The following is a 17,452-nucleotide window of genomic DNA, read 5'->3' as shown; positions in this document are numbered from 1 at the left end:
TTTATTTTCTTACCTTCTCAGAAACCAAACTTTTGATTTCCTGCGAAAGACTTTTGATTTCCCGCAAATCAACATCAAGAACAGTTAATTTTCTAATTTAAAAATTGATTCAAAGTTTAGTACGGTGCCGGCGTCGGTAGATGGACGGGGAGAAGCCGCTGTACTGCCGGAACGCCGTGGCGAAGTTCGCAGGATTGATGTAGCCCGACTCGGCCGCCACGCTGGTGACGGCCAGGTCTGTTTGACTTAGCAGAGTCATGGCATGGCGCATGCGCGTTGATCGTACGAAATCGTGCACCGTCAAGCCGGTCGTCTGTTTGAATTCGTCATTCAAGCGCCGCTCGCTGGCGCCAAAGAGGGCCGCCAGGTATTCGGCGGACAGGGGCTCGGACAGGTTGTCGCGGATGTACTGCTGGACGGCTTCAACCATGAGGTTGCGGGGCAGGTCTTCTTCCCGGCGAATGATATTGTCAGATTCCTGACCAAGTTCTTTTTCACGATCGGCCTCGCGCAGATTCAAATGCAGCCTGAGCCGCTCCACCACCAGCTTTTCGTCAGTCTTATTGAAAATGAAATCGCGCGCGCCGCTGCGCAAGGCCTGGAGCTGGCTTTCCGCGCAGGCGACCGAGGACAGGAACAGCACGGGAATGGCCGCGGTCAGAGGATTGGCGCGCAGCATGCGCATGAACATGTCGCCGCGCAGACGAGGCAATTCGTATTCGCTCAAGACGATATCGGGTCGCAGAGACTGGCAACGCGCCAGGCCCTGCTGGGCGTTCAGCGCAAAACTGATGCGGGAGAAGCAGGACCTCAGCAGGGCCGTCAGTTCGGAGACCCCTTGCCGGTTCGGGGGTTATGACCAGGATGTGGGCATCAGACGTGGCATACATGACAATCAACCAGAAAGGGCGAGCGAAACGCTCTTGTTCTTAGCTGATTAACATTCTAATTACTAAAAAACTGATTCCATTACTTTTTACTTTAATTGACTTTTCCCCATTTCAATAAATTTCAATAAAAAATTACATTGTTTCGTTGCGTTACTCATAACACATCGAATTCAAATTCAAATGCAATGAAATAATTCCACAATCCATTATTTCGTTCTTAATTTTTCACAAACATTGCTGAAATGCAAAAAAAGATACTAAACAACACAAAGTTCAGGCAATAAAAAACCCCGCTTAGGCGGGGTTTCGATTTGTGGCGCCGGCGTCACTGGTCATGGATGCAGGCATATCCAGCTTGCGCCAGCACCTCCAGAGGCCCCAGCTCGCGCACGATGTCGATCTGTTCGGGGGTGCGCACATAGATGCAGCCCGCGTAGGACAAAGCATTGATGGAAATACCTTCCACCAGTTCCGTGGAGCGCGGCACCACCAGCATCCAGCCGCAGCCTGCCAGCACATTATGTGCAGGCAGCAGGCCGTCCTGGCCGGGCTTCAGGTCCAGCAGGGAGCAGGCCTGCCTATGGGCCTGCAACAAGCTGTCGGCCAGCAAGGCTTCGTCGTCCGTATCGGCCAAGCGGATGAAGCAATGCGCAAACGGCAAGGCCGCATGGCGACGGGTGGCGCCGGGCGCGGCGCCGGCCGGCAGGCCGTCCAGGTACAAGGCCAGAGTCCCGTTGCCCGGCGCCGCCGGCACCCATTGCGTATGCTTATGACGCTGGCTGGCGCCGGCAGGCCCGCCGCCGTTGTAAAAGCCCAGGCCGCCGCAGGCCGCCAGGAAATGCGCCAGCACGCGCAGATCCGTGTCGCGCAAGGGGCTGAGCTGCTCGGAAAACACCTTGTCCGCCAGCACCAGATGCAGCTCGCACACCGCGAACTTGTTCAGCACGATGTTGTGCGTGGCGCTGGCGTCATCCACGGTCAGCGCGGGATCCGGAGGCAGGAAAGGATTGAAGTTGGGATCGCGCGGGCCGCCGGGAATGGACACCTTGGCGGCGTCCTTGGCCGCCAGCGTGGACACCCAGCGCACATGAAAGGGCAAGCCCTGTTCAACGATCAGTTCCTCCTGGGCCTGCACGGGCAGCAGGTCGCCGCTGGCCAACGCCGACTGGCTCAAGCGTTTCAGACGCTGCAACAACTCCTCGTTCATGACTCCTCCTTGCGTGTTCAAGTTGTATAGTGACCCTTATTGTAGGCAAGTCGAGGCCCGAAACCTCCGCTGCCCCTTCATCCGGTTTTTTCCCTTCTTTTTATACTCAGGAGAACTTTATGTCCGGCATCCGCCGCATCGCCAGCCCGCTGCCATTGCCCTTTTCCCGCGCCACCATCGCCGGCGGCTTCCTGTTCCTGTCCGGCCAGATTCCCTATGACGCACAAGGCCAGGTGGTGCGCGGCTCCATCCAGGACCAGACCCATGCCGTGTTCGATCGCCTGATCGAAGGCCTGGCGCTGGCCAACGCCACCCTGGCCGACGTGGTCAAGGCCACGGTGTGGCTGTCGGACATGGCGCTGTTCGAGGATTTCAACAAAGTCTATGCCGAGCGCTTCGGCGACACGCTGCCCACCCGCTCGCTGGTGCAGGCCAAGCTTGCCAAGAACGTGGACGTGGAAATCGAAGTCCAGGCCTGGATCGGCGATCGCGCCTGATCCATCCGCCTTCGGACAAGACACAGAAAATAACGCATGAGCTCCAGGGCTATGGCACACTGGACCTTCCATTCATAGCCAGGACACTCAAGGAGAATTCCATGCGTTTCTTTGCCTTGACCCGCGGCGGCCTGCTGGCCGCCGCCCTGCTGGGCGCAGGCCTGACCGGCGCCCAGGCAGCGGACGCAGCCGCTTCCAATTCCCAGGCCTCGGCCATCAAACGCTATGCCAGCGATTCGCCCATGCCCTTCTCGCGCGCCGTACAGGCCGGGGGCTTTCTGTTCCTGTCGGGTCAGATCCCCATCAACGACAAGGGCGAGATCGTGCGCGGCAGCATCCAGGACCAGACCAACGCCGCCCTGGACCGCATCGAAGAAACCCTGGCGCTGGCCGGCGCGGACCTGAGCAATGTGGTCAAGGCCAATGTCTGGCTCTCCGACATGGCCTTGTTCGACGAATTCAACAAGACCTACAAGGAGCGCCTGGGCAGCAATTTTCCCACCCGCTCGCTGGTGCAGTCCAAGCTGGCTGCCGGCGTGGACGTTGAAATCGAATTCCAGGCCTGGATAGGCGACAAGGCGCCGCCCGCCCAGAAATAACGCCACTATAGGCATACGGATATGAGCGACCGCGACCCTGCCCACGCAGCTTGTATGGCACACTAGGCGCTCATTCAAGAATGAAGCATCCCGCGCCAGGCTCTCGAGCCTGGCGTTTTCATGCCTTTTCGGAATTTCCATGATCTACGCGATTACCGCTCTGTTCGTCTTTCAACTGCTTGGCGAGATCCTGGTGCAGGCGCTCTCCCTGCCCCTGCCCGGCCCTCTGGCCGGCATGCTGCTCCTGGCCGTGGCCTTTTTCCTGCGCGGCGGCGTGCCCGCCGCCATGGAACAGACCGCCGGCTCCATGCTGCAGCACCTGATGCTGCTGTTCATTCCCGCCGTCACCGGCGTCATGATGTACTTTGACCACGTGGCCAAGGAATGGCAGCCCTTCCTGATCGCCACGCTGGGCGGCACGCTCATCACCCTGGTGGTGACCGCCGTGGTGCTCAACCGCCTGCTGAAGAATCATAAGGAAGACCAGAAATGAAAGACGGCCTTTTCCAGATCTGGGTCTTCCTGTCCAGTTCGCCCCTGCTGTGGCTGGCGCTGACGTTCTCCGTCTATGCCGGCTCGGTCTGGGTGTACCGCCAATGCGGCAGCACGCCCTTTCTGCTGCCCATCCTGACTTCCGTGGTGGTGATCGTCAGCCTGCTGCTGCTGACCGGCACGCCCTACCCCGTCTATTTCGAAGGCGCCAAGTTCATCCACTTCCTGATCGGCCCGGCCACCGTGGCCCTGGCCGTGCCGCTCTACAGCCAGCTGCGGCAATTGCGCAGGATATGGAAGCCCGTCTGCATCGCGCTGCTGATCGGCTCGGTGACCGCCATCGTCAGCACGGTGCTGATCGCGTGGGCGCTGGGCGCGTCCCTGGAAACCGTGATCTCGCTGGCGCCGCGCTCGGCCACCATGCCCATCGCCATGGCGCTGGCCGACCATTTCGGCGGCCAGGCCTCGCTGGCGGCGGTGGCCGTGGCCATGACCGGCATCGTGGGCACCATCGTCGCCCCGCCGCTGCTCAATCTACTGCGCATCGACCGTCCCGAGGCGCGCGGCTTCGCCGTGGGCGTGACCGCCCATGCCATCGGCACGGCCCGCGCCCTGCAGGTGCATGAAACCATCGGCGCCTTCTCGGCCCTGGGCATGAGCCTGAACGGCATCCTGACCGCCGTCCTGATGCCCTTGCTGCCCTTTCTGCTGCGCTGGCTGGGGCTGGTGTAGCCGCTCCGTCTGTCAGATCCGCGACGCGGTCAGCGCCACTCGTCGCGGTATACGAAGCGCGGCATCTGCCAGTTCAGGCGCAGGGCCAGCATGCGGAAGCCCAGCCCGATGGACATGGGCGCCAGCAGGGCCACGTAGGGATTCAGGTCCAGGTGCATGGCGCCCAGGTACAGGGCGCCGGTCAGCATGGACACGCTGGCGTACATTTCCTTACGCAGCAGCAAGGGAATGTCGTTGCACAGGATGTCGCGCAACACGCCGCCGGCGCAGCCGGTGATCATGCCGCTGAGCAGCACCACGGTGATGGGCAGGTTCATCTCCAGGGCGATCTGGCAGCCGATCACCGTGAACACCACCAGGCCCATGGCGTCCAGCAGCAGGAACAGGCTGTGCAGGCGGCGCATGACGGGCGCGATCAGCGCCGTCAGCAGGGCCGCGCCGGCCGTGATCCACAAGTATTCCGGGTGCTTCACCCAGGTCAGCGGGTAATGTCCGAGCAGGACGTCGCGCACCGAACCGCCGCCCAGAGCGGTCACGCAGGCGATGGTGCACACGCCCACCCAGTCCATGTCGCGACGGCCGGCGGCCAGCGCGGCGGTCATGGCCTCGGCCGTGATGGCAATGATGTAGAGCACAAGTAAAAGCATGGCGGTCAGGCATCCAACTGGTTGATAAGGCGCCGGTAGCCGCGCAACATCAGCAGCCCCGGCAGAGCGATCAGCACGGTGCAGATGAAAAAGACCGGCCAGCCCAGGGACTGGACCAGCACAGGCGTCAACGGCCCGGCCAGGTAGGTGCGCCCCACCGCCGACAAGGCCGACAACAAGGCGAACTGGGTGGCCGAATAGCCCCGGTTGCACAAGGCCATGAGCAGCGCCACGAAAGCCGCCGTGCCCAGGCCGCCGCACAGATTCTCCAGAGCCACCACCACGCTCATCAGCACCATGGAGGGACTGCTCTGGACGGCGATGAACCAATAGCCCAGGTTGGAGACCGCCTGCAGCAGCCCGAACACCATCAGGGCCCGGTACAGTCCGAGCCGCGCCATGACGGCCCCGCCCAGCAGGGCGCCCACCACCGTGGCGGCCAGGCCGAACACCTTGTTGATGGTGCCCACTTCCGACAGCGAAAAGCCGGCGGCGCGGATGAGAAAGGTGGTGGACAAGGCCCCGGCGAACGCGTCGCCCAGCTTGTAGAGCACGATCAGCAGCAGTATGCCCCAGGCGCCGGGCCGCGAAAAGAACTCGGCCAGCGGGGCGGCGACCGCTTCGGACAGGCTGCGCGGGGCGCGGCTGTCCAGCTCCGGCTCGGGCGAAATCAGGGTGACCAGCGCGCACAGGGCCATGAACAGGCCCATGAGCAGATAGGTGTTGGACCAGCCCAGCCAGCGGTCGGCCAGGATCAGGGCCAGGCCGCCGGAGGCGATCATGGCCAGCCGGTAGCCCATGACCTTGACGGCGGCCCCGGCGGCGCGCTCCGGCGCGCGCAGCACATCCGTGCTGTAAGCATCGAAGGCGATGTCCTGCGTGGCCGAAAGAAAAGCCACCCACACGGCCAGCAGGGCCAGGGCGGTCAGATGCGTGCCCGGAGAGAACAGGCCCATGGCGGCGATCGAGGCCGCCAGCAGAAGCTGCGTCAGCAGGATCCAGCCGCGGCGCCGGCCCAGGAAAGGCGGCGCGTAGCGGTCCACCAGGGGCGCCCAGAGAAACTTCAGCGTGTAGGCCGAGCCGACCAGCGTCAGAAAGCCGATTTCAGTCAGCGAAACATTCTCGACGGTCGCCCAGGCCTGCAGAGTGCCGGACACCAGCGCCAGGGGCAGGCCGCTGGCGAACCCCAGAATCAGCAGAGGCAGGACTCGGGGACTGGCGTAGACATGGGACACGGACAGCCTCAGCGCTGGGAAGAGAGAAAATGAGGGGATTCGAAGCGATACACCGCCAGGGTGCTGCGCCAGCCGGGCAGCACGCGCACCTCGGCGCGGTCATTGAAGGCCGCGCGGTGCGTGATGCGCAGGCCCAGCGAACTGGCCAGGTCCTGGAAGTCCTTCATGGTGCACAGGTGGATGTTGGGCGTGTCGTACCACTGGTAGGGCATCTCGCCGGTGACCGGCATGCGCCCGCGCAGGATGGCCCAGCCATGCGGCCAGTAGCCGAAATTCGGAAAGGACACGATGCCGTAGCGGGCGACGCGCGCCATCTCGCGCAGGATGTGCTCGGTATGGTGCATGGACTGCAGCGTCTTGGACAGCACCACGGTGTCGAACTGCAGGTCGCTGAACAGCGCCAGCCCTTCTTCCAGGTTCTGCTGGATGACGGGCACGCCGCGCCGCACGGAAGCGATCACGGACTCGTCGTCCAACTCCACCCCGGTGCCCGCGACCTGGCGCGTATCGCGCAGGTGGGCCAGCAGGGCGCCGTCGCTGCAGCCCAGGTCCAGCACCTGCGAGCCGGGTTCTATCCACTGGGCGATGCGCAGCAGGTCCTGGCGCAGCGCAGGCTTGTTTTCCGAAATGACAGCAGACATCAGGCCAGCACTCCCGTGGTACGTTGACGCGCCGGCAGGCCCAGCGATGACGCGATCTGATCATAATACCCCTGCACGATGGCGTGATAGCGGGCGTCCTCCAGCAGGAAGGCGTCATGCCCGTGCGGCGCATCGATTTCGGCGTAGGTGACCTGGCGGCGGTTCTTGAGCAGCGCCTGCACGATCTCGCGCGAGCGCTCGGGCGAGAACCGCCAGTCCGTGCTGAAGGACACCACCAGGAACTTGGCCCGGACCTGTTCCAGCGCCTTGGCAAGGTCGCCCTGGTGATGGCGCGAGGGGTCGAAATAATCCAGGGCCCGCGTGATGATCAGGTAGGTGTTGGCATCGAAGTAGCGCGAGAACTTTTCTCCCTGGTAGCGCAGGTAGGACTCGACCTCGAACTCCACGCCATAGTTGTAGTGGAACTCGCCGCCTTCGGCGGGCGCGCGCTGGGTGCGGCCGAATTTCTCGGCCATCACGGTGTCGGACAGGTAGGTGATGTGTCCCACCATGCGCGCCACGGCCAGGCCGGCCTTGGGCACCACGCCATGCTCGTAGTAGTTGCCGCCATGGAACTGGGGGTCGGACAGGATGGCGCTGCGCGCCACTTCGTTGAAGGCGATGTTCTGGGCCGACAGGCGCGGCGTGCTGGCGATGACCACGCAATTTTCGACGCGCTCGGGGCAGCTGATGGCCCAACTGAGCGCCTGCATGCCGCCCAGCGACCCGCCCATGACGGCGGCGAACTTGCGGATGCCGAAATAGTCGGCCAGGCGCGCCTGGGCGCGCACCCAGTCCTCCACGGTCAGCACGGGGAAGTCCGCGCCCCAGGGCTTGCCCGTGGCCGGATTGATGCTGGACGGGCCGGTCGAGCCGAAGCAGGACCCGATGTTGTTCACGCCGATGACAAAGAAACGGTCCGTGTCCACGGCCTTGCCGGGGCCGACCATATTGTCCCACCAGCCGCGGTTCTTCGGATCGTCCTCGTAGTAGCCGGCGACGTGGTGCGAGGCGTTCAGGGCGTGGCAGACCAGGACCGCATTGCTGCGTTCGTCATTCAGGCGCCCATAGGTTTCCACGGCCAGTTCATAGCCGGGCAGCACCTGTCCGCTGCTCAGGCGCAGGGGTTCGTCAAAGGCGATGAGTTCGGGTTGCACGGGGCCCACGGAGCCTTCGGGGATCAGACCGCAGGATGGGCGAGACGCGCCGTTGTCGGCGCAAGGGACGGATTCAGTGGCCATCAGGACCTCTTTAGCTGGATTTATGGAGCGCCCGCAAGCGGATCAGGCAAATCGGCGCAAAACGTATAGCGGGAAAGTTTAGCACTGCGCCCGCCCGGCGTCCAAATCAAGGGAAAGGCACCGCCAAAAATGACCTACGGTATCCGCAGAAAATCCTCAGTGCTTTGATTCAAATCATTATTTTCAGGCTTATCAGTATGCCGGCTGCGGTAGAAATTAGTTACATTGCCCCGATGTCCACCACGACCGCAAAAGGAATAGCTTTACCGTGACGCACTTAACTTCACGCGAGCAGTCCTGCCTGAACTGGGCTGCCCATGGCAAGACCAGCTGGGAAATCAGCATCATCCTGGGCATCACTGAACGCACCATCAACTTCCACTTCCAGAACGCCTACGCCAAGCTGGGCGTCTACAGCCGCCAGGCGGCCATCACCCTGGCGCTGCAGCAGCGCCTGATCAGCGGCGATCCGACGAGCGAGCCAAGCCGTCAAAAAAGACCTTCGCCTGCTCGGCGTCCGGCGTCTTCCCGGAATCCGTCATGACAAAGCCCTCCACCAGCCAGCCGGGCTCCACGCGCACCATGCCCTGCATGCGCAGGACCGTGCCGCCCACGTCGCGTCCCATGGAAAAGATTTCACCGGGCGCGGGCAGGGCCGGCGGCGCCTGGCCGGGCGCCTGCCCGGCGGGCACGAACTTCTGGCGCAGCGAATCCTGGACGGCCTGATAGAGCCGCATCCGGGCCGCCTCGTCCTGCTGCAGCTCCGGCGGCAGCAGCGCATGGCCCACGGTGTAGATCTGGCCGCCGGCGGCGGCCGTGGTCAGGTAGAAATCCAGCCTGTGGCGTTCGAAATCCAGCGGACGGTGGCTGGTGACGGGCTTGCCCGGCAGCATGGCCGGCAGGTCCGTATGCTCGAGCCGGACCTGGCGCCAGTTGAACTCCGGACTGCAGGCGGTCAAGGCCAGGGCGGCCGCCATCGCGGCCAGGGTGCGCCAGATAAGTTTCATGATATTTCCGTATCCTGTCTCGTGCTTTTGCCGCGGCGGCGCAGCGCCGGCTTTATACTCGCCTTCCAAAGAACCAGTTCCAAGCCCGCCGATCTCATGCAACTTAACAAAGCGGACGGGCTCGGACTACTATTTATAATCGGGCAGATGCCCATTGAACAGCCCCGGACCACGCGCCCGATCCTGAAAGTGGGAAACACCGACATGACGACCAGCCACCACCGCCAGCTTGCCCTGCAACAGAATCCCGACATCCTGCGAGGCATTTTGCGCGGTATCGAAAAAGAAGGCCTGCGCGTGGACGCGCAAGGCCGGCTGGCCCGCACGCCCCACCCGCAGGCCGTGGGCTCGGCCCTGACCAATGAACGCATCACCACGGATTACGCGGAAAGCCTGCTGGAGCTGATCACCCGGCCGCATACGCGGGTCGAGGACCTGCTGCAGGAGCTGCGCGACATCCACACCTTCGTGGCCGGCAAGCTGGACCAGGAAATGATCTGGAACCAGTCCATGCCCGCGACCCTGCCGGACGAAAAGGACATCGCGATCGCCTGGTACGGCACGTCCAACACCGGCATGCTCAAGCATGTCTACCGGCGCGGCCTGGCCGAGCGCTACGGCAAGACCATGCAGTGCATTGCCGGCGTGCACTACAACTTCTCGCTGCCCGACGCCATCTGGCCGCTGCTGGGCGCGCCGGGCGAGAGCCTGCAGGACCAGCGCTCCAACGGCTACCTGGCCCTGATCCGCAACTTCACGCGGCACTCCTGGCTGCTGATGTACCTGTTCGGCGCTTCTCCCGCCCTGGCCTCCAGCTTTCTGCACGGCCGGCCCAGCACCCTGGACCATGTTGACGCCGACACCCTGACCATGCCCTGGGCGACCAGCCTGCGCATGAGCGATCTGGGCTACCACAACAAGGAAGCCCAGGCCGAGCTGCAGCTTTGCTACAACGACCTGGACACCTTCGTGATGCGCATGTATCACGCCGCCGTCACGCCCTGGCCCGACTACGAGAAGATCGGCACGCATCGCGACGGCGAATGGATACAACTGAACACCCACATCCTGCAGATCGAGAACGAGTACTACTCCAGCATCCGCCCAAAACGCACCACGGCCCGTTGCGAGCGGCCCGCCACGGCGCTGGCCCAGCGCGGGGTGGAATACATCGAAGTGCGCTGCATGGACATAGACCCCGAATCGCCCGTGGGCATCTCCGAGCAGACCTGTCGCTTCCTGGACACCTTCCTGCTGTACTGCGCCGCCGAGGACAGCCCCTACTTCCCCGACGGCGGCTATTGCCAGGACAGCAAGAACAACTTCGCCACCGTGGTGCGCGAAGGACGCCGCCCCGGCCTGACGCTGATCAACCAGCAGAAGCAGGTCGTCACCCTGCAGGATTGGGGCCGCGACGTGCTGCAGGAGCTGCTGCCCTACGCCCGCCTGCTGGACCAGGCCCTGGACACCCAGGCCCACACGCAGGCCGTGCAGGCGCAACTGGGCAAGCTCGTCGATCCCGAACAGACGCCGTCCGCCCAGTTGCTGGCCCGCCTGCGCGAAAGCGGCCTGAGCTTCCACGATTACTCCCTGCAACGCAGCCGCGAGCACCACGCCGCCCTGCTGTCCGAGCCGCTGCAGCCTGCCGCACAGGCCGCCTACGAGGAACAGGCCGCCGAATCACTGCTGGAACAGGCGCGCATCGAGGCGCGCGACGAGGTTCCCTTCGAAGAATACGTGCGGCTCTACGAACGCAACCTGGTCCCGCCGGAACTGCAGCCCGACTGACCTCTCCTCTCCAACCGCCCGGCCCTGCCGGGCGGTTTTCATTTCCGCCTTGCTGGAAGCACCAGCCTGTCCGCTATGTCCCTGCGCTGGGCCGGGTCATTCCGTCTGCGCACACAAATTGTTATGTTATAACATCACAATTTTTAACGACCAAGCGCAGAAAACCATGCAAGCCACTCCCCGTCCCTTGTCGCTGGCCCTGGCCCTGACGATCAGTCCCCTGGCCCAGGCGGCCGGCCAGCCGCCCGTCGCCCAGCTGGAAGCCATCCGCATCTCCGCCAGCCCGCTGGCGTTGAGCCAGCAGGAACTGCTCTCGCCCACCACGGTGCTGCAAGGCCCCAGCCTGGACCTGCGCCGCGCCGCCACCCTGGGACAGCTGTTGGACGGCGAGCCCGGCATCCATTCCGACACGTTCGGCGCCGGCGCCAGCCGACCCGTGATCCGCGGCCAGACCGCGCCGCGCGTCAAGGTATTGAGCGACGGATCGGATGTCATGGACGCTTCGGCGGTTTCGCCCGACCATGCCGTTACGGTGGACACCTGGCTGGCCGAACGCGTGGAAGTGCTGCGCGGGCCTGCCGCCCTGCTGTACGGCGGCGGGGCCATCGGCGGCGTGGTCAATGTGCTGGATCGCAAGATCCCCAGCGCCATTCCCGAGAACGGCTTCGAAGGCTCGGCCCAGGCGCAGGGCTCCACCGCCGACCGGGGACGCGCCGGCGCCGTGGAGCTGACGGCCGGCCAAGGCAATGTGGCCGTGCACGTCGAAGGCGCTTCGCGCCGCGGCCGCGACTATCGCGTGCCGGACTGGACCGACGGCCGCGTCAAGGACTCGAATGCGCGCAGCGACACCGCCAGCGTGGGCCTGTCCTTCATCGGCGAGCGCGGCTACATCGGCGCGGCCTACTCCTATCGCGACGACGTCTACGGCCTGCCCGGCCACAGCCACGAGTACGAAGACTGCCATCCGCACGGCGCCACGCTGCATTGCGGCGGCCACGGCCACGATCACGGCCATGACCATGGGCACGATCATGATCACGAACACGCTCATGAGCATTCGGCCACCGCCCATCTGCGCAGCGAGCGCTTCGACCTGCGCGGCGAGCTGCGCGATCCGCTGCGGGGCTTTCAGCGCGCCCGCCTGCGCGCCGGCGTCACCGATTACCGCCATGTGGAAAAAGACGGCGACGTGGACGGCACCCGCTTCAGCAACCGCGGCTACGACGGCCGCCTGGAGCTGGAACATCGCCCCCTGGGCCCCTTCAGCGGGGTGATCGGCCTGCAGACCGCCCTGTCCGATTTCGAATCCCGGGGCGGCAGCGAGGACTTCATCCCCAAGACCCGCAGCCGCAGCCACGGCCTGTTCATCCTGGAGAACCTGCGCTGGCGGGACTGGCGCTTCGAATTCGGCGCGCGCCAGGAATGGCAGACCATCACGCCCGACTCCCCGCGCCTGGAACGCCGCAAGGGCACGGCCAGCTCGCTGTCGGCCGGCGCGGTGTGGGACTTTGCGCCGCAGTATGCCGCCAGCCTGTCGATCTCGCGCTCTCAGCGTCTTCCCAATGCGCAGGAGCTGTACGCCCGCGGGGTGCACTTCGCCACCCTGAGCTATGAACGCGGCGATGCCGACCTGGGCCGCGAGACCAGCCACAACGTGGACCTGGGCCTGCAAAAGCACGCCGGCGACCTGCGATTCGACCTGCGCGCCTTCTATACCCGCAGCAAAGGCTATATCTACGGCCGCACCCTGGACCGGCACGAGGACTTCAGCCTGATCCAGTACAGCCAGGATGACGCCCGGTTCTGGGGCCTGGAAGGCAAGGTGTCCTATCCCGTGCGCCGCTGGGCCACCGTCAGCGTGTTCGGCGACGTGGTGCGCGGTAAACTGCTGAATCCGGACCGGAACCTGCCGCGCATGCCGGCCGCCCGCCTGGGCGTGCGCGCCGATCTGGACTGGCGCAACTGGTCGGGCTTCGTGGATTACACGCACACCTTCGCCCAGGGCCGCCTGGCCGAGTTCGAGCAGCGCTCGCCGTCCTACGGCATGCTGGGCGCCGGCGTCAGCTACCGGGGCCGACTGGACCAGACCGACTACACCCTGTACCTGAGAGGAAGCAACTTGCTGGACAAACTGGCCTACAACCACACCTCCTTCATCGCCCGCCAGGCGCCCTTGATGGGCCGCAACATCATGGCCGGGGTCAAGGTGGAATTTTGAGCGCGACTGCGATCCATACCGGCAGCCGCCTGTTCCAGGTCGTGGCCGACATGCAGGGCGAACAGCCCTGGGGCCGCTTCCTGGACGCGGGCACGGGCCGGGGCTCCATGAACTGGCTGCTGACCCTGCCCACGGATGGCTGGACCGCCGTTACCGGCGCGCAGGGCATGGCCGAGCAGGTCAGGCGCGAGCTGGGCGAACGGCAGCGCCCCCAGGACAGGCTGGTGGTGGGCAACTGGACCGATCCGGCCCTGCTTGAAGGCGAATGCTTCGACACCGTACTGGCCGACTATCTGCTGGGCGCGATGGACGGCTTCGCCCCCTATGCCCAGGACCAGCTCTTCGCCCGTTTGCGTCCCCTGACCGGCCGGCGCCTGTACGTCATCGGCCTGGAGCCCTATGTGCCCTACTCGGCCGCCGACCCGGCAGGAGCGCTGGTGGTGGAGATAGGCCGCCTGCGCGACGCCTGCCTGCTGCTGGCGGGCGAACGTCCCTACCGCGAATACCCCATGGACTGGGTGCTGCGCCACCTGCGCCTGGCCGGATTCCGCTGCGTGGATGCGCAGCGCTTCGGCATACGCTACGGCGAGCGCTTCATCCATGGCCAGCTGGACATGTGCGCGCAACGCCTGCGCCGGCTGCGCGACCGCAGCCTGGCCCTGGCCCTGTCCGAGCACGTGGAGGAGCTGCGCCGCCGCGCGCTGGCCCTGTGCCAGGCCGAAGGCGGACTGCGCCACGGCCATGATTACGTGATCTGCGCCGAGCCGGCCTGACATCCGCGCCCAAAACAACACATGCAACGACACATGCGTGCGATATGGGCACAGATGAGCAAAAATAGGCCTACAATACTGGGCATTGCCATCCATACTCGACATCAGGCGGCAGCGCCGCCTGCCTTTTCAACTTACGGAGCACACCATGCCGGACGATCCCGAACCGGGGCAACGTCGGCCTGACGCTCTGCCTGCCTGACACATGATGCCGGGCGGCCAGAAGCCATGCCGCCGCCCGCCCCTTGCGCCTTATCCGCGCGTCCCGCCTGCCGCCCTGCGCAGGCCGGGCGCGAGCCGTGCCGCCCGGCCCGCCCCGCGGGCCCAAGACGACAAGGACCGACATCATGTTCAACTTCGCCTTTCTGAACCTGGGCAAGACGCCCCATTGCCTGAGCCTGGACACCCAGGGCCGCTGCCTGCGCGAGCTGGAGACGGAACTGCGCCGGGCGGCGCGCCAATGCGGCCTGCGCCTGCACTCCTGCCAGCGCCTGAGCCGTCCCGCCGCTGATCCGGCCGACAAGACCTGGCGCCTGCGCGTGGAATTCAAGGCCCGCGCCAGCCAGACCCATCGCTTCATGCAGGCGTTCATGGGCCAGGCCGGCGCCTTGCCCTTGCGCCAGGTCCGGCTGGAACGCGTCGCTCGCGGGCGCCGTTCATGAACTGTCATCATTTTGTTATAAGCACTATCCACATCACTGCCTATATGTGATGACGGGCCTACCGTAACCGAAGATGCGCCCGCGCATCCTGCGCGGCGCGCCCTTCATCACCAGGCCCACGATGCAGACACAATCCACCACCTCCGGCTCCTGGCTGGCCCGCCAGCCTCTGAACAAACAGCTTTTCCTGGCCTGCACCCTGGCGACCGCCGTGGTCATGGCGCTGATCGGCGCCGTCATGGCCTGGCAAAGCCAGCAGGTCGCCATCGCCAACGTGCGCGCGGCCAACCTGGACTCCCTGGACGCTTTCAATCGTCCGCTGCAGTTGACCTACAACATGGCCATGGAGCGCAGCCAGTCCCTGTATCCGGTGCTGCTGCGCTACCTGGGCGGGACGCCCGCGCCTGCCGATCCGCAGGCCATCGAGCACGACACGGGCGAGGCGCCGGAGCTGGGCGTGCAGGGCCTGGCCGTCAACGGGCGCAACGACCTGATGTCCAGCGTGACCGGCCTGCAGGCCGAGATCCTGGCGCGCAGCGGGCGCAACTGGTATCGCATCGCCTCCGCCCTGCATCCGCAGAAGCTGGGCCTGTTGCCCGCGAACCATCCGCTGCTGGACGAACTGGCCCGCGGCGAACCCGCCGCCAACATCGAAAGCCAGGGCGACAAATGGTTCGCCACCTATGCCCATCCCCTGCGCGACGAGGCCGGCCGCCTGTACGGCAGCATCCTCACCCGTATCGACGTCAGCGCCCAGGTCAATCCGCTGCTGGAGGAGATCAAGACCTTCAAGCTGGCGACCTACGGCACCATCAGCATCGTCAAGGCCACGGCCGACGGCCGGGACTGGGTGCGCATCGGCGGCGCCTACGGCAAGCCCGGCAGCCTGCTCAGCAAGGACAACCCGCCCCAGGACTTCGACGCCTTCAAGAAGGCCTTCCAGCAGAAACAGGGCGTAGAGCGCCTGATCATCGACGGCAGATCCGTCTTCCTGGCCTGGCGCACCATCGAGAACTGGGGCTGGATCGTCTACGGCTTCGGCGCGGCCGACGACTTCCTGGCGCAGAACCGCGAACAGACCTGGATCCAGCTGGGCATGATGCTGGCCGGCACCCTGGTCATCGCCCTGCTGGTGGGCGTGACGGCGGCGCGCACGCTGCGGCCCGTGCGTCATGTCGTCGACGGCATGGGCCAGCTGGGCCGGGGCGTGCTGAACTCGCCCATGCCGGGCTTTCCGCCGAACAGCCGCAATGAAGTCCACATCCTGCTGGAGAGCCTGCACCGCTCCAAGGCGGGCCTGCGCCAGGCCTTCGGCCAGGTGCGCGACAGCGTGGGCGAGATCAACGTGGGCATCAGCGAGATCGCCGCGGGCAACACCGACCTGTCCGCCCGCACGGAACAGCAGGCCGCCTCCCTGCAGGAGACGGCTTCCAGCATGGAGCAGCTTGCCTCGACGGTGCGCCAGAACGCGGACCACGCGCGCCAGGCCAGTTCGCTGGCCGAAGAGGCCTCGGCCATCGCCCAGCAAGGCGGCGCCGCCGTGTCCAATGTGGTGAGCACCATGGAACGCATCTCGCAAAGCTCGGGACGCATCGGCGAAATCGTCAATGTGATCGACGGCATCGCCTTCCAGACCAACATCCTGGCGCTGAATGCGGCCGTGGAAGCCGCGCGGGCCGGCGAGCAGGGCAAAGGCTTCGCCGTGGTGGCCGGCGAGGTGCGCTCGCTGGCCCAGCGCAGCGCCGAGGCCGCGCGCGAGATCAAGGACCTGATCGAACACTCCGGCGCCGAAGTCGACAGCGGCGCCCGCCTGGTATCCGAGGCCGGCGCCACCATGGACAGGCTGCTGGATGCGGTCGAGTCCGTGACCGTCCTGATGAAGGAAATCGCGTCCGCCTCCCAGGAGCAGTCCAGCGGCATCGACCAGGTCAACATCGCCGTCGCGCAGATGGACGCCGGCACGCAGCAGAACGCGGCCCTGGTCGAAGAAGCCGCCACCGCCGCCCAGTCCCTGCAGAACGAGGCGCACCGCCTGGCCCGGATCGTGGCCCGCTTCAAGACCGAGGAACGCCCCGAGGAAGCGGGACCGGCAGGCTACCTGGACCGAAGAGCGGGCTTGGCCGCGTGCCTGGCGGGCGGACAACCCGGGCGCTGAACCCGTCTGCTTGCCGTATCACGATGCGGACGCGCTTCCTGCCCCGCATCGAACCGGCCCGGGTCGCCCCCCCCTGGATGCAAGGCGATGACCTGCCACGCCACGAGGGCTGGCAGCCTGGACGTCGAAGCCGTCTGACTGAACGACAAAAGCAGCGCGGCTTTGTGCAAAAGCATGTGGCTCACCGCCGCTTCTGGTCCTCCAGCGTCACTTCCTTCTGGGCCCGCCGCTCCGCTTCGGGCCAGGAGCTCTTGATGTAGGCCAGCGCCGCGACGATGTCTTCGTCGGGCAGGATGCCGGCGTAGGCCGGCATGTCGCTGCGGTAGCCTTCGGGCGCCGTGCGGCCGGGGACCAGGCCGTGGCGGGTGATGTCCAGCAGCACCGCGTCAGAATGGTGCCAGGTGTGGCCGCTGGCATCGTGCGGCGGCGCCGGCAGACGGCCGTCGGGCAGGCGCCGGCGCCAGTCGGGCTGGCCTTCCAGCTGCGCGCCGTGACAGGCCGCGCAGTTCTGCGCATAGACCGTCTTGCCCCGCAGGACCAGGACTTCATCGTCCGGGGAAATATAGGATGCGCCGGCGCCTGTGCGCATTGCGTACACGACCAGCGCGACGGCACAGGCCGCCGCGGCCGCAAGCCACAGGGCCAGTTTCTTTTTTGGCATGGGACAA

The 17,452-nt window shown here is 65.3% G+C and carries 18 protein-coding genes and 1 riboswitch; of the genes, 10 read left to right on the top strand and 8 right to left on the bottom strand.

Annotation, left to right across the window (positions count from 1 at the left end; translation table 11 throughout):
* Positions 1 to 109: 109 nt before the first annotated feature.
* Complete coding sequence (locus ACWPWO_RS02160) at positions 110 to 763, bottom strand: helix-turn-helix domain-containing protein (protein ID WP_454006233.1); 654 nt, start codon at positions 761 to 763, stop codon at positions 110 to 112.
* Positions 764 to 1,215: 452 nt separating this feature from the next.
* On the bottom strand, positions 1,216 to 2,097 hold the full coding sequence (locus ACWPWO_RS02155; RefSeq protein ID WP_454004074.1) for an ATP adenylyltransferase family protein: 882 nt from the start codon (positions 2,095 to 2,097) through the stop codon (positions 1,216 to 1,218).
* A gap of 119 nt (positions 2,098 to 2,216) precedes the next feature.
* Between ACWPWO_RS02155 and ACWPWO_RS02150 the strand changes: the two genes are divergently transcribed.
* The 4 genes from ACWPWO_RS02150 (at position 2,217) to ACWPWO_RS02135 (ending at position 4,417) form a co-directional block, all read left to right on the top strand.
* Positions 2,217 to 2,594, top strand: a complete 378-nt coding sequence (locus ACWPWO_RS02150; protein WP_454004072.1) for a RidA family protein — start codon at positions 2,217 to 2,219, stop codon at positions 2,592 to 2,594.
* A 242-nt stretch (positions 2,595 to 2,836) separates the two neighbouring features.
* Entirely contained in the window at positions 2,837 to 3,193 is a 357-nt protein-coding gene (locus ACWPWO_RS02145; protein ID WP_394065760.1) for a RidA family protein, read from the top strand.
* A gap of 139 nt (positions 3,194 to 3,332) precedes the next feature.
* Positions 3,333 to 3,686, top strand: coding sequence for a CidA/LrgA family protein (locus ACWPWO_RS02140; protein WP_394063696.1), 354 nt, complete (start codon positions 3,333 to 3,335; stop codon positions 3,684 to 3,686).
* Positions 3,683 to 4,417 carry an LrgB family protein gene (locus tag ACWPWO_RS02135; RefSeq protein ID WP_394063694.1) on the top strand — a complete coding sequence of 245 codons (735 nt, stop codon included), beginning with the start codon at positions 3,683 to 3,685 and terminating at the stop codon, positions 4,415 to 4,417. Before ACWPWO_RS02140 ends, ACWPWO_RS02135 begins: the two co-directional genes overlap by 4 nt.
* Before the next feature lie 29 nt (positions 4,418 to 4,446).
* On the opposite strand, the gene ACWPWO_RS02130 is transcribed toward ACWPWO_RS02135, so the two are convergent.
* The 4 genes from ACWPWO_RS02130 to metX form a co-directional block, all read right to left on the bottom strand.
* Positions 4,447 to 5,064 (bottom strand): trimeric intracellular cation channel family protein, encoded by a 618-nt coding sequence (locus tag ACWPWO_RS02130; protein WP_394063692.1) that lies wholly within the window; start codon positions 5,062 to 5,064, stop codon positions 4,447 to 4,449.
* A 5-nt stretch (positions 5,065 to 5,069) separates the two neighbouring features.
* On the bottom strand, positions 5,070 to 6,299 hold the full coding sequence (locus ACWPWO_RS02125) for a muropeptide transporter (RefSeq protein WP_394063690.1): 1,230 nt from the start codon (positions 6,297 to 6,299) through the stop codon (positions 5,070 to 5,072).
* A gap of 8 nt (positions 6,300 to 6,307) precedes the next feature.
* Entirely contained in the window at positions 6,308 to 6,940 is a 633-nt protein-coding gene (gene metW, locus ACWPWO_RS02120) for a methionine biosynthesis protein MetW (protein ID WP_394063689.1), read from the bottom strand.
* Positions 6,940 to 8,181: a homoserine O-succinyltransferase MetX gene (gene metX, locus ACWPWO_RS02115; RefSeq protein ID WP_394063687.1), complete on the bottom strand. Its 1,242-nt coding sequence runs from the start codon at positions 8,179 to 8,181 to the stop codon at positions 6,940 to 6,942. The genes metW and metX overlap by 1 nt, the downstream gene beginning before the upstream one ends.
* A riboswitch (SAM riboswitch) is annotated at positions 8,171 to 8,249 on the bottom strand. (Overlaps the previous gene by 11 nt.)
* Positions 8,250 to 8,449: 200 nt before the next feature.
* On the opposite strand from metX, the gene ACWPWO_RS02110 reads away from it, so the two are divergent.
* Positions 8,450 to 8,725, top strand: a complete 276-nt coding sequence (locus ACWPWO_RS02110) for a response regulator transcription factor (protein ID WP_454004068.1) — start codon at positions 8,450 to 8,452, stop codon at positions 8,723 to 8,725.
* Here the strand turns inward: ACWPWO_RS02110 and ACWPWO_RS02105 are convergent.
* Positions 8,640 to 9,188, bottom strand: coding sequence for a hypothetical protein (locus ACWPWO_RS02105; protein WP_454004066.1), 549 nt, complete (start codon positions 9,186 to 9,188; stop codon positions 8,640 to 8,642). The two genes, ACWPWO_RS02110 and ACWPWO_RS02105, sit on opposite strands and share 86 nt — an antisense overlap.
* Positions 9,189 to 9,392: 204 nt before the next feature.
* Here ACWPWO_RS02105 and gshA point away from each other — a divergent pair, with 204 nt between their 5' ends.
* The 5 genes from gshA to ACWPWO_RS02080 all read left to right on the top strand — a co-directional run bounded on the left by gshA (position 9,393) and on the right by ACWPWO_RS02080 (position 16,784).
* A complete protein-coding gene (gshA, locus tag ACWPWO_RS02100; RefSeq protein ID WP_394063681.1) occupies positions 9,393 to 10,976 on the top strand; it encodes a glutamate--cysteine ligase in 1,584 nt (527 codons plus the stop codon).
* Between the two features lie 166 nt (positions 10,977 to 11,142).
* Positions 11,143 to 13,194: a TonB-dependent receptor domain-containing protein gene (locus ACWPWO_RS02095; protein WP_454004064.1), complete on the top strand. Its 2,052-nt coding sequence runs from the start codon at positions 11,143 to 11,145 to the stop codon at positions 13,192 to 13,194.
* Entirely contained in the window at positions 13,191 to 13,967 is a 777-nt protein-coding gene (locus tag ACWPWO_RS02090; protein ID WP_454004063.1) for a class I SAM-dependent methyltransferase, read from the top strand. The genes ACWPWO_RS02095 and ACWPWO_RS02090 overlap by 4 nt, the downstream gene beginning before the upstream one ends.
* A 347-nt stretch (positions 13,968 to 14,314) precedes the next feature.
* Positions 14,315 to 14,629 (top strand): hypothetical protein, encoded by a 315-nt coding sequence (locus ACWPWO_RS02085; protein ID WP_454004061.1) that lies wholly within the window; start codon positions 14,315 to 14,317, stop codon positions 14,627 to 14,629.
* Between the two features lie 73 nt (positions 14,630 to 14,702).
* Positions 14,703 to 16,784 (top strand): methyl-accepting chemotaxis protein, encoded by a 2,082-nt coding sequence (locus ACWPWO_RS02080; RefSeq protein WP_454004059.1) that lies wholly within the window; start codon positions 14,703 to 14,705, stop codon positions 16,782 to 16,784.
* Between the two features lie 181 nt (positions 16,785 to 16,965).
* Here the strand turns inward: ACWPWO_RS02080 and ACWPWO_RS02075 are convergent, their stop codons facing one another.
* A complete protein-coding gene (locus tag ACWPWO_RS02075) occupies positions 16,966 to 17,445 on the bottom strand; it encodes a c-type cytochrome (RefSeq protein WP_454004057.1) in 480 nt (159 codons plus the stop codon).
* Positions 17,446 to 17,452: the final 7 nt, after the last annotated feature.

Source organism: Alcaligenes sp. Marseille-Q7550 (assembly GCF_965112015.1).
This window is presented reverse-complemented; position numbering and strand designations above follow the sequence as displayed.

Coding starts and splice junctions, on each gene's coding strand:
- ACWPWO_RS02155 (WP_454004074.1), bottom strand. CDS start 2,097: ATGAACGAGGAGTTGTTGCAGCGTCTGAAACGCTTGAGCCAGTCGGCG.
- ACWPWO_RS02150 (WP_454004072.1), top strand. CDS start 2,217: ATGTCCGGCATCCGCCGCATCGCCAGCCCGCTGCCATTGCCCTTTTCC.
- ACWPWO_RS02145 (WP_394065760.1), top strand. CDS start 2,837: ATGCCCTTCTCGCGCGCCGTACAGGCCGGGGGCTTTCTGTTCCTGTCG.
- ACWPWO_RS02140 (WP_394063696.1), top strand. CDS start 3,333: ATGATCTACGCGATTACCGCTCTGTTCGTCTTTCAACTGCTTGGCGAG.
- ACWPWO_RS02135 (WP_394063694.1), top strand. CDS start 3,683: ATGAAAGACGGCCTTTTCCAGATCTGGGTCTTCCTGTCCAGTTCGCCC.
- ACWPWO_RS02130 (WP_394063692.1), bottom strand. CDS start 5,064: ATGCTTTTACTTGTGCTCTACATCATTGCCATCACGGCCGAGGCCATG.
- metW (WP_394063689.1), bottom strand. CDS start 6,940: ATGTCTGCTGTCATTTCGGAAAACAAGCCTGCGCTGCGCCAGGACCTG.
- metX (WP_394063687.1), bottom strand. CDS start 8,181: ATGGCCACTGAATCCGTCCCTTGCGCCGACAACGGCGCGTCTCGCCCA.
- ACWPWO_RS02105 (WP_454004066.1), bottom strand. CDS start 9,188: ATGAAACTTATCTGGCGCACCCTGGCCGCGATGGCGGCCGCCCTGGCC.
- gshA (WP_394063681.1), top strand. CDS start 9,393: ATGACGACCAGCCACCACCGCCAGCTTGCCCTGCAACAGAATCCCGAC.
- ACWPWO_RS02095 (WP_454004064.1), top strand. CDS start 11,143: ATGCAAGCCACTCCCCGTCCCTTGTCGCTGGCCCTGGCCCTGACGATC.
- ACWPWO_RS02085 (WP_454004061.1), top strand. CDS start 14,315: ATGTTCAACTTCGCCTTTCTGAACCTGGGCAAGACGCCCCATTGCCTG.
- ACWPWO_RS02080 (WP_454004059.1), top strand. CDS start 14,703: ATGCGCCCGCGCATCCTGCGCGGCGCGCCCTTCATCACCAGGCCCACG.
- ACWPWO_RS02075 (WP_454004057.1), bottom strand. CDS start 17,445: ATGCCAAAAAAGAAACTGGCCCTGTGGCTTGCGGCCGCGGCGGCCTGT.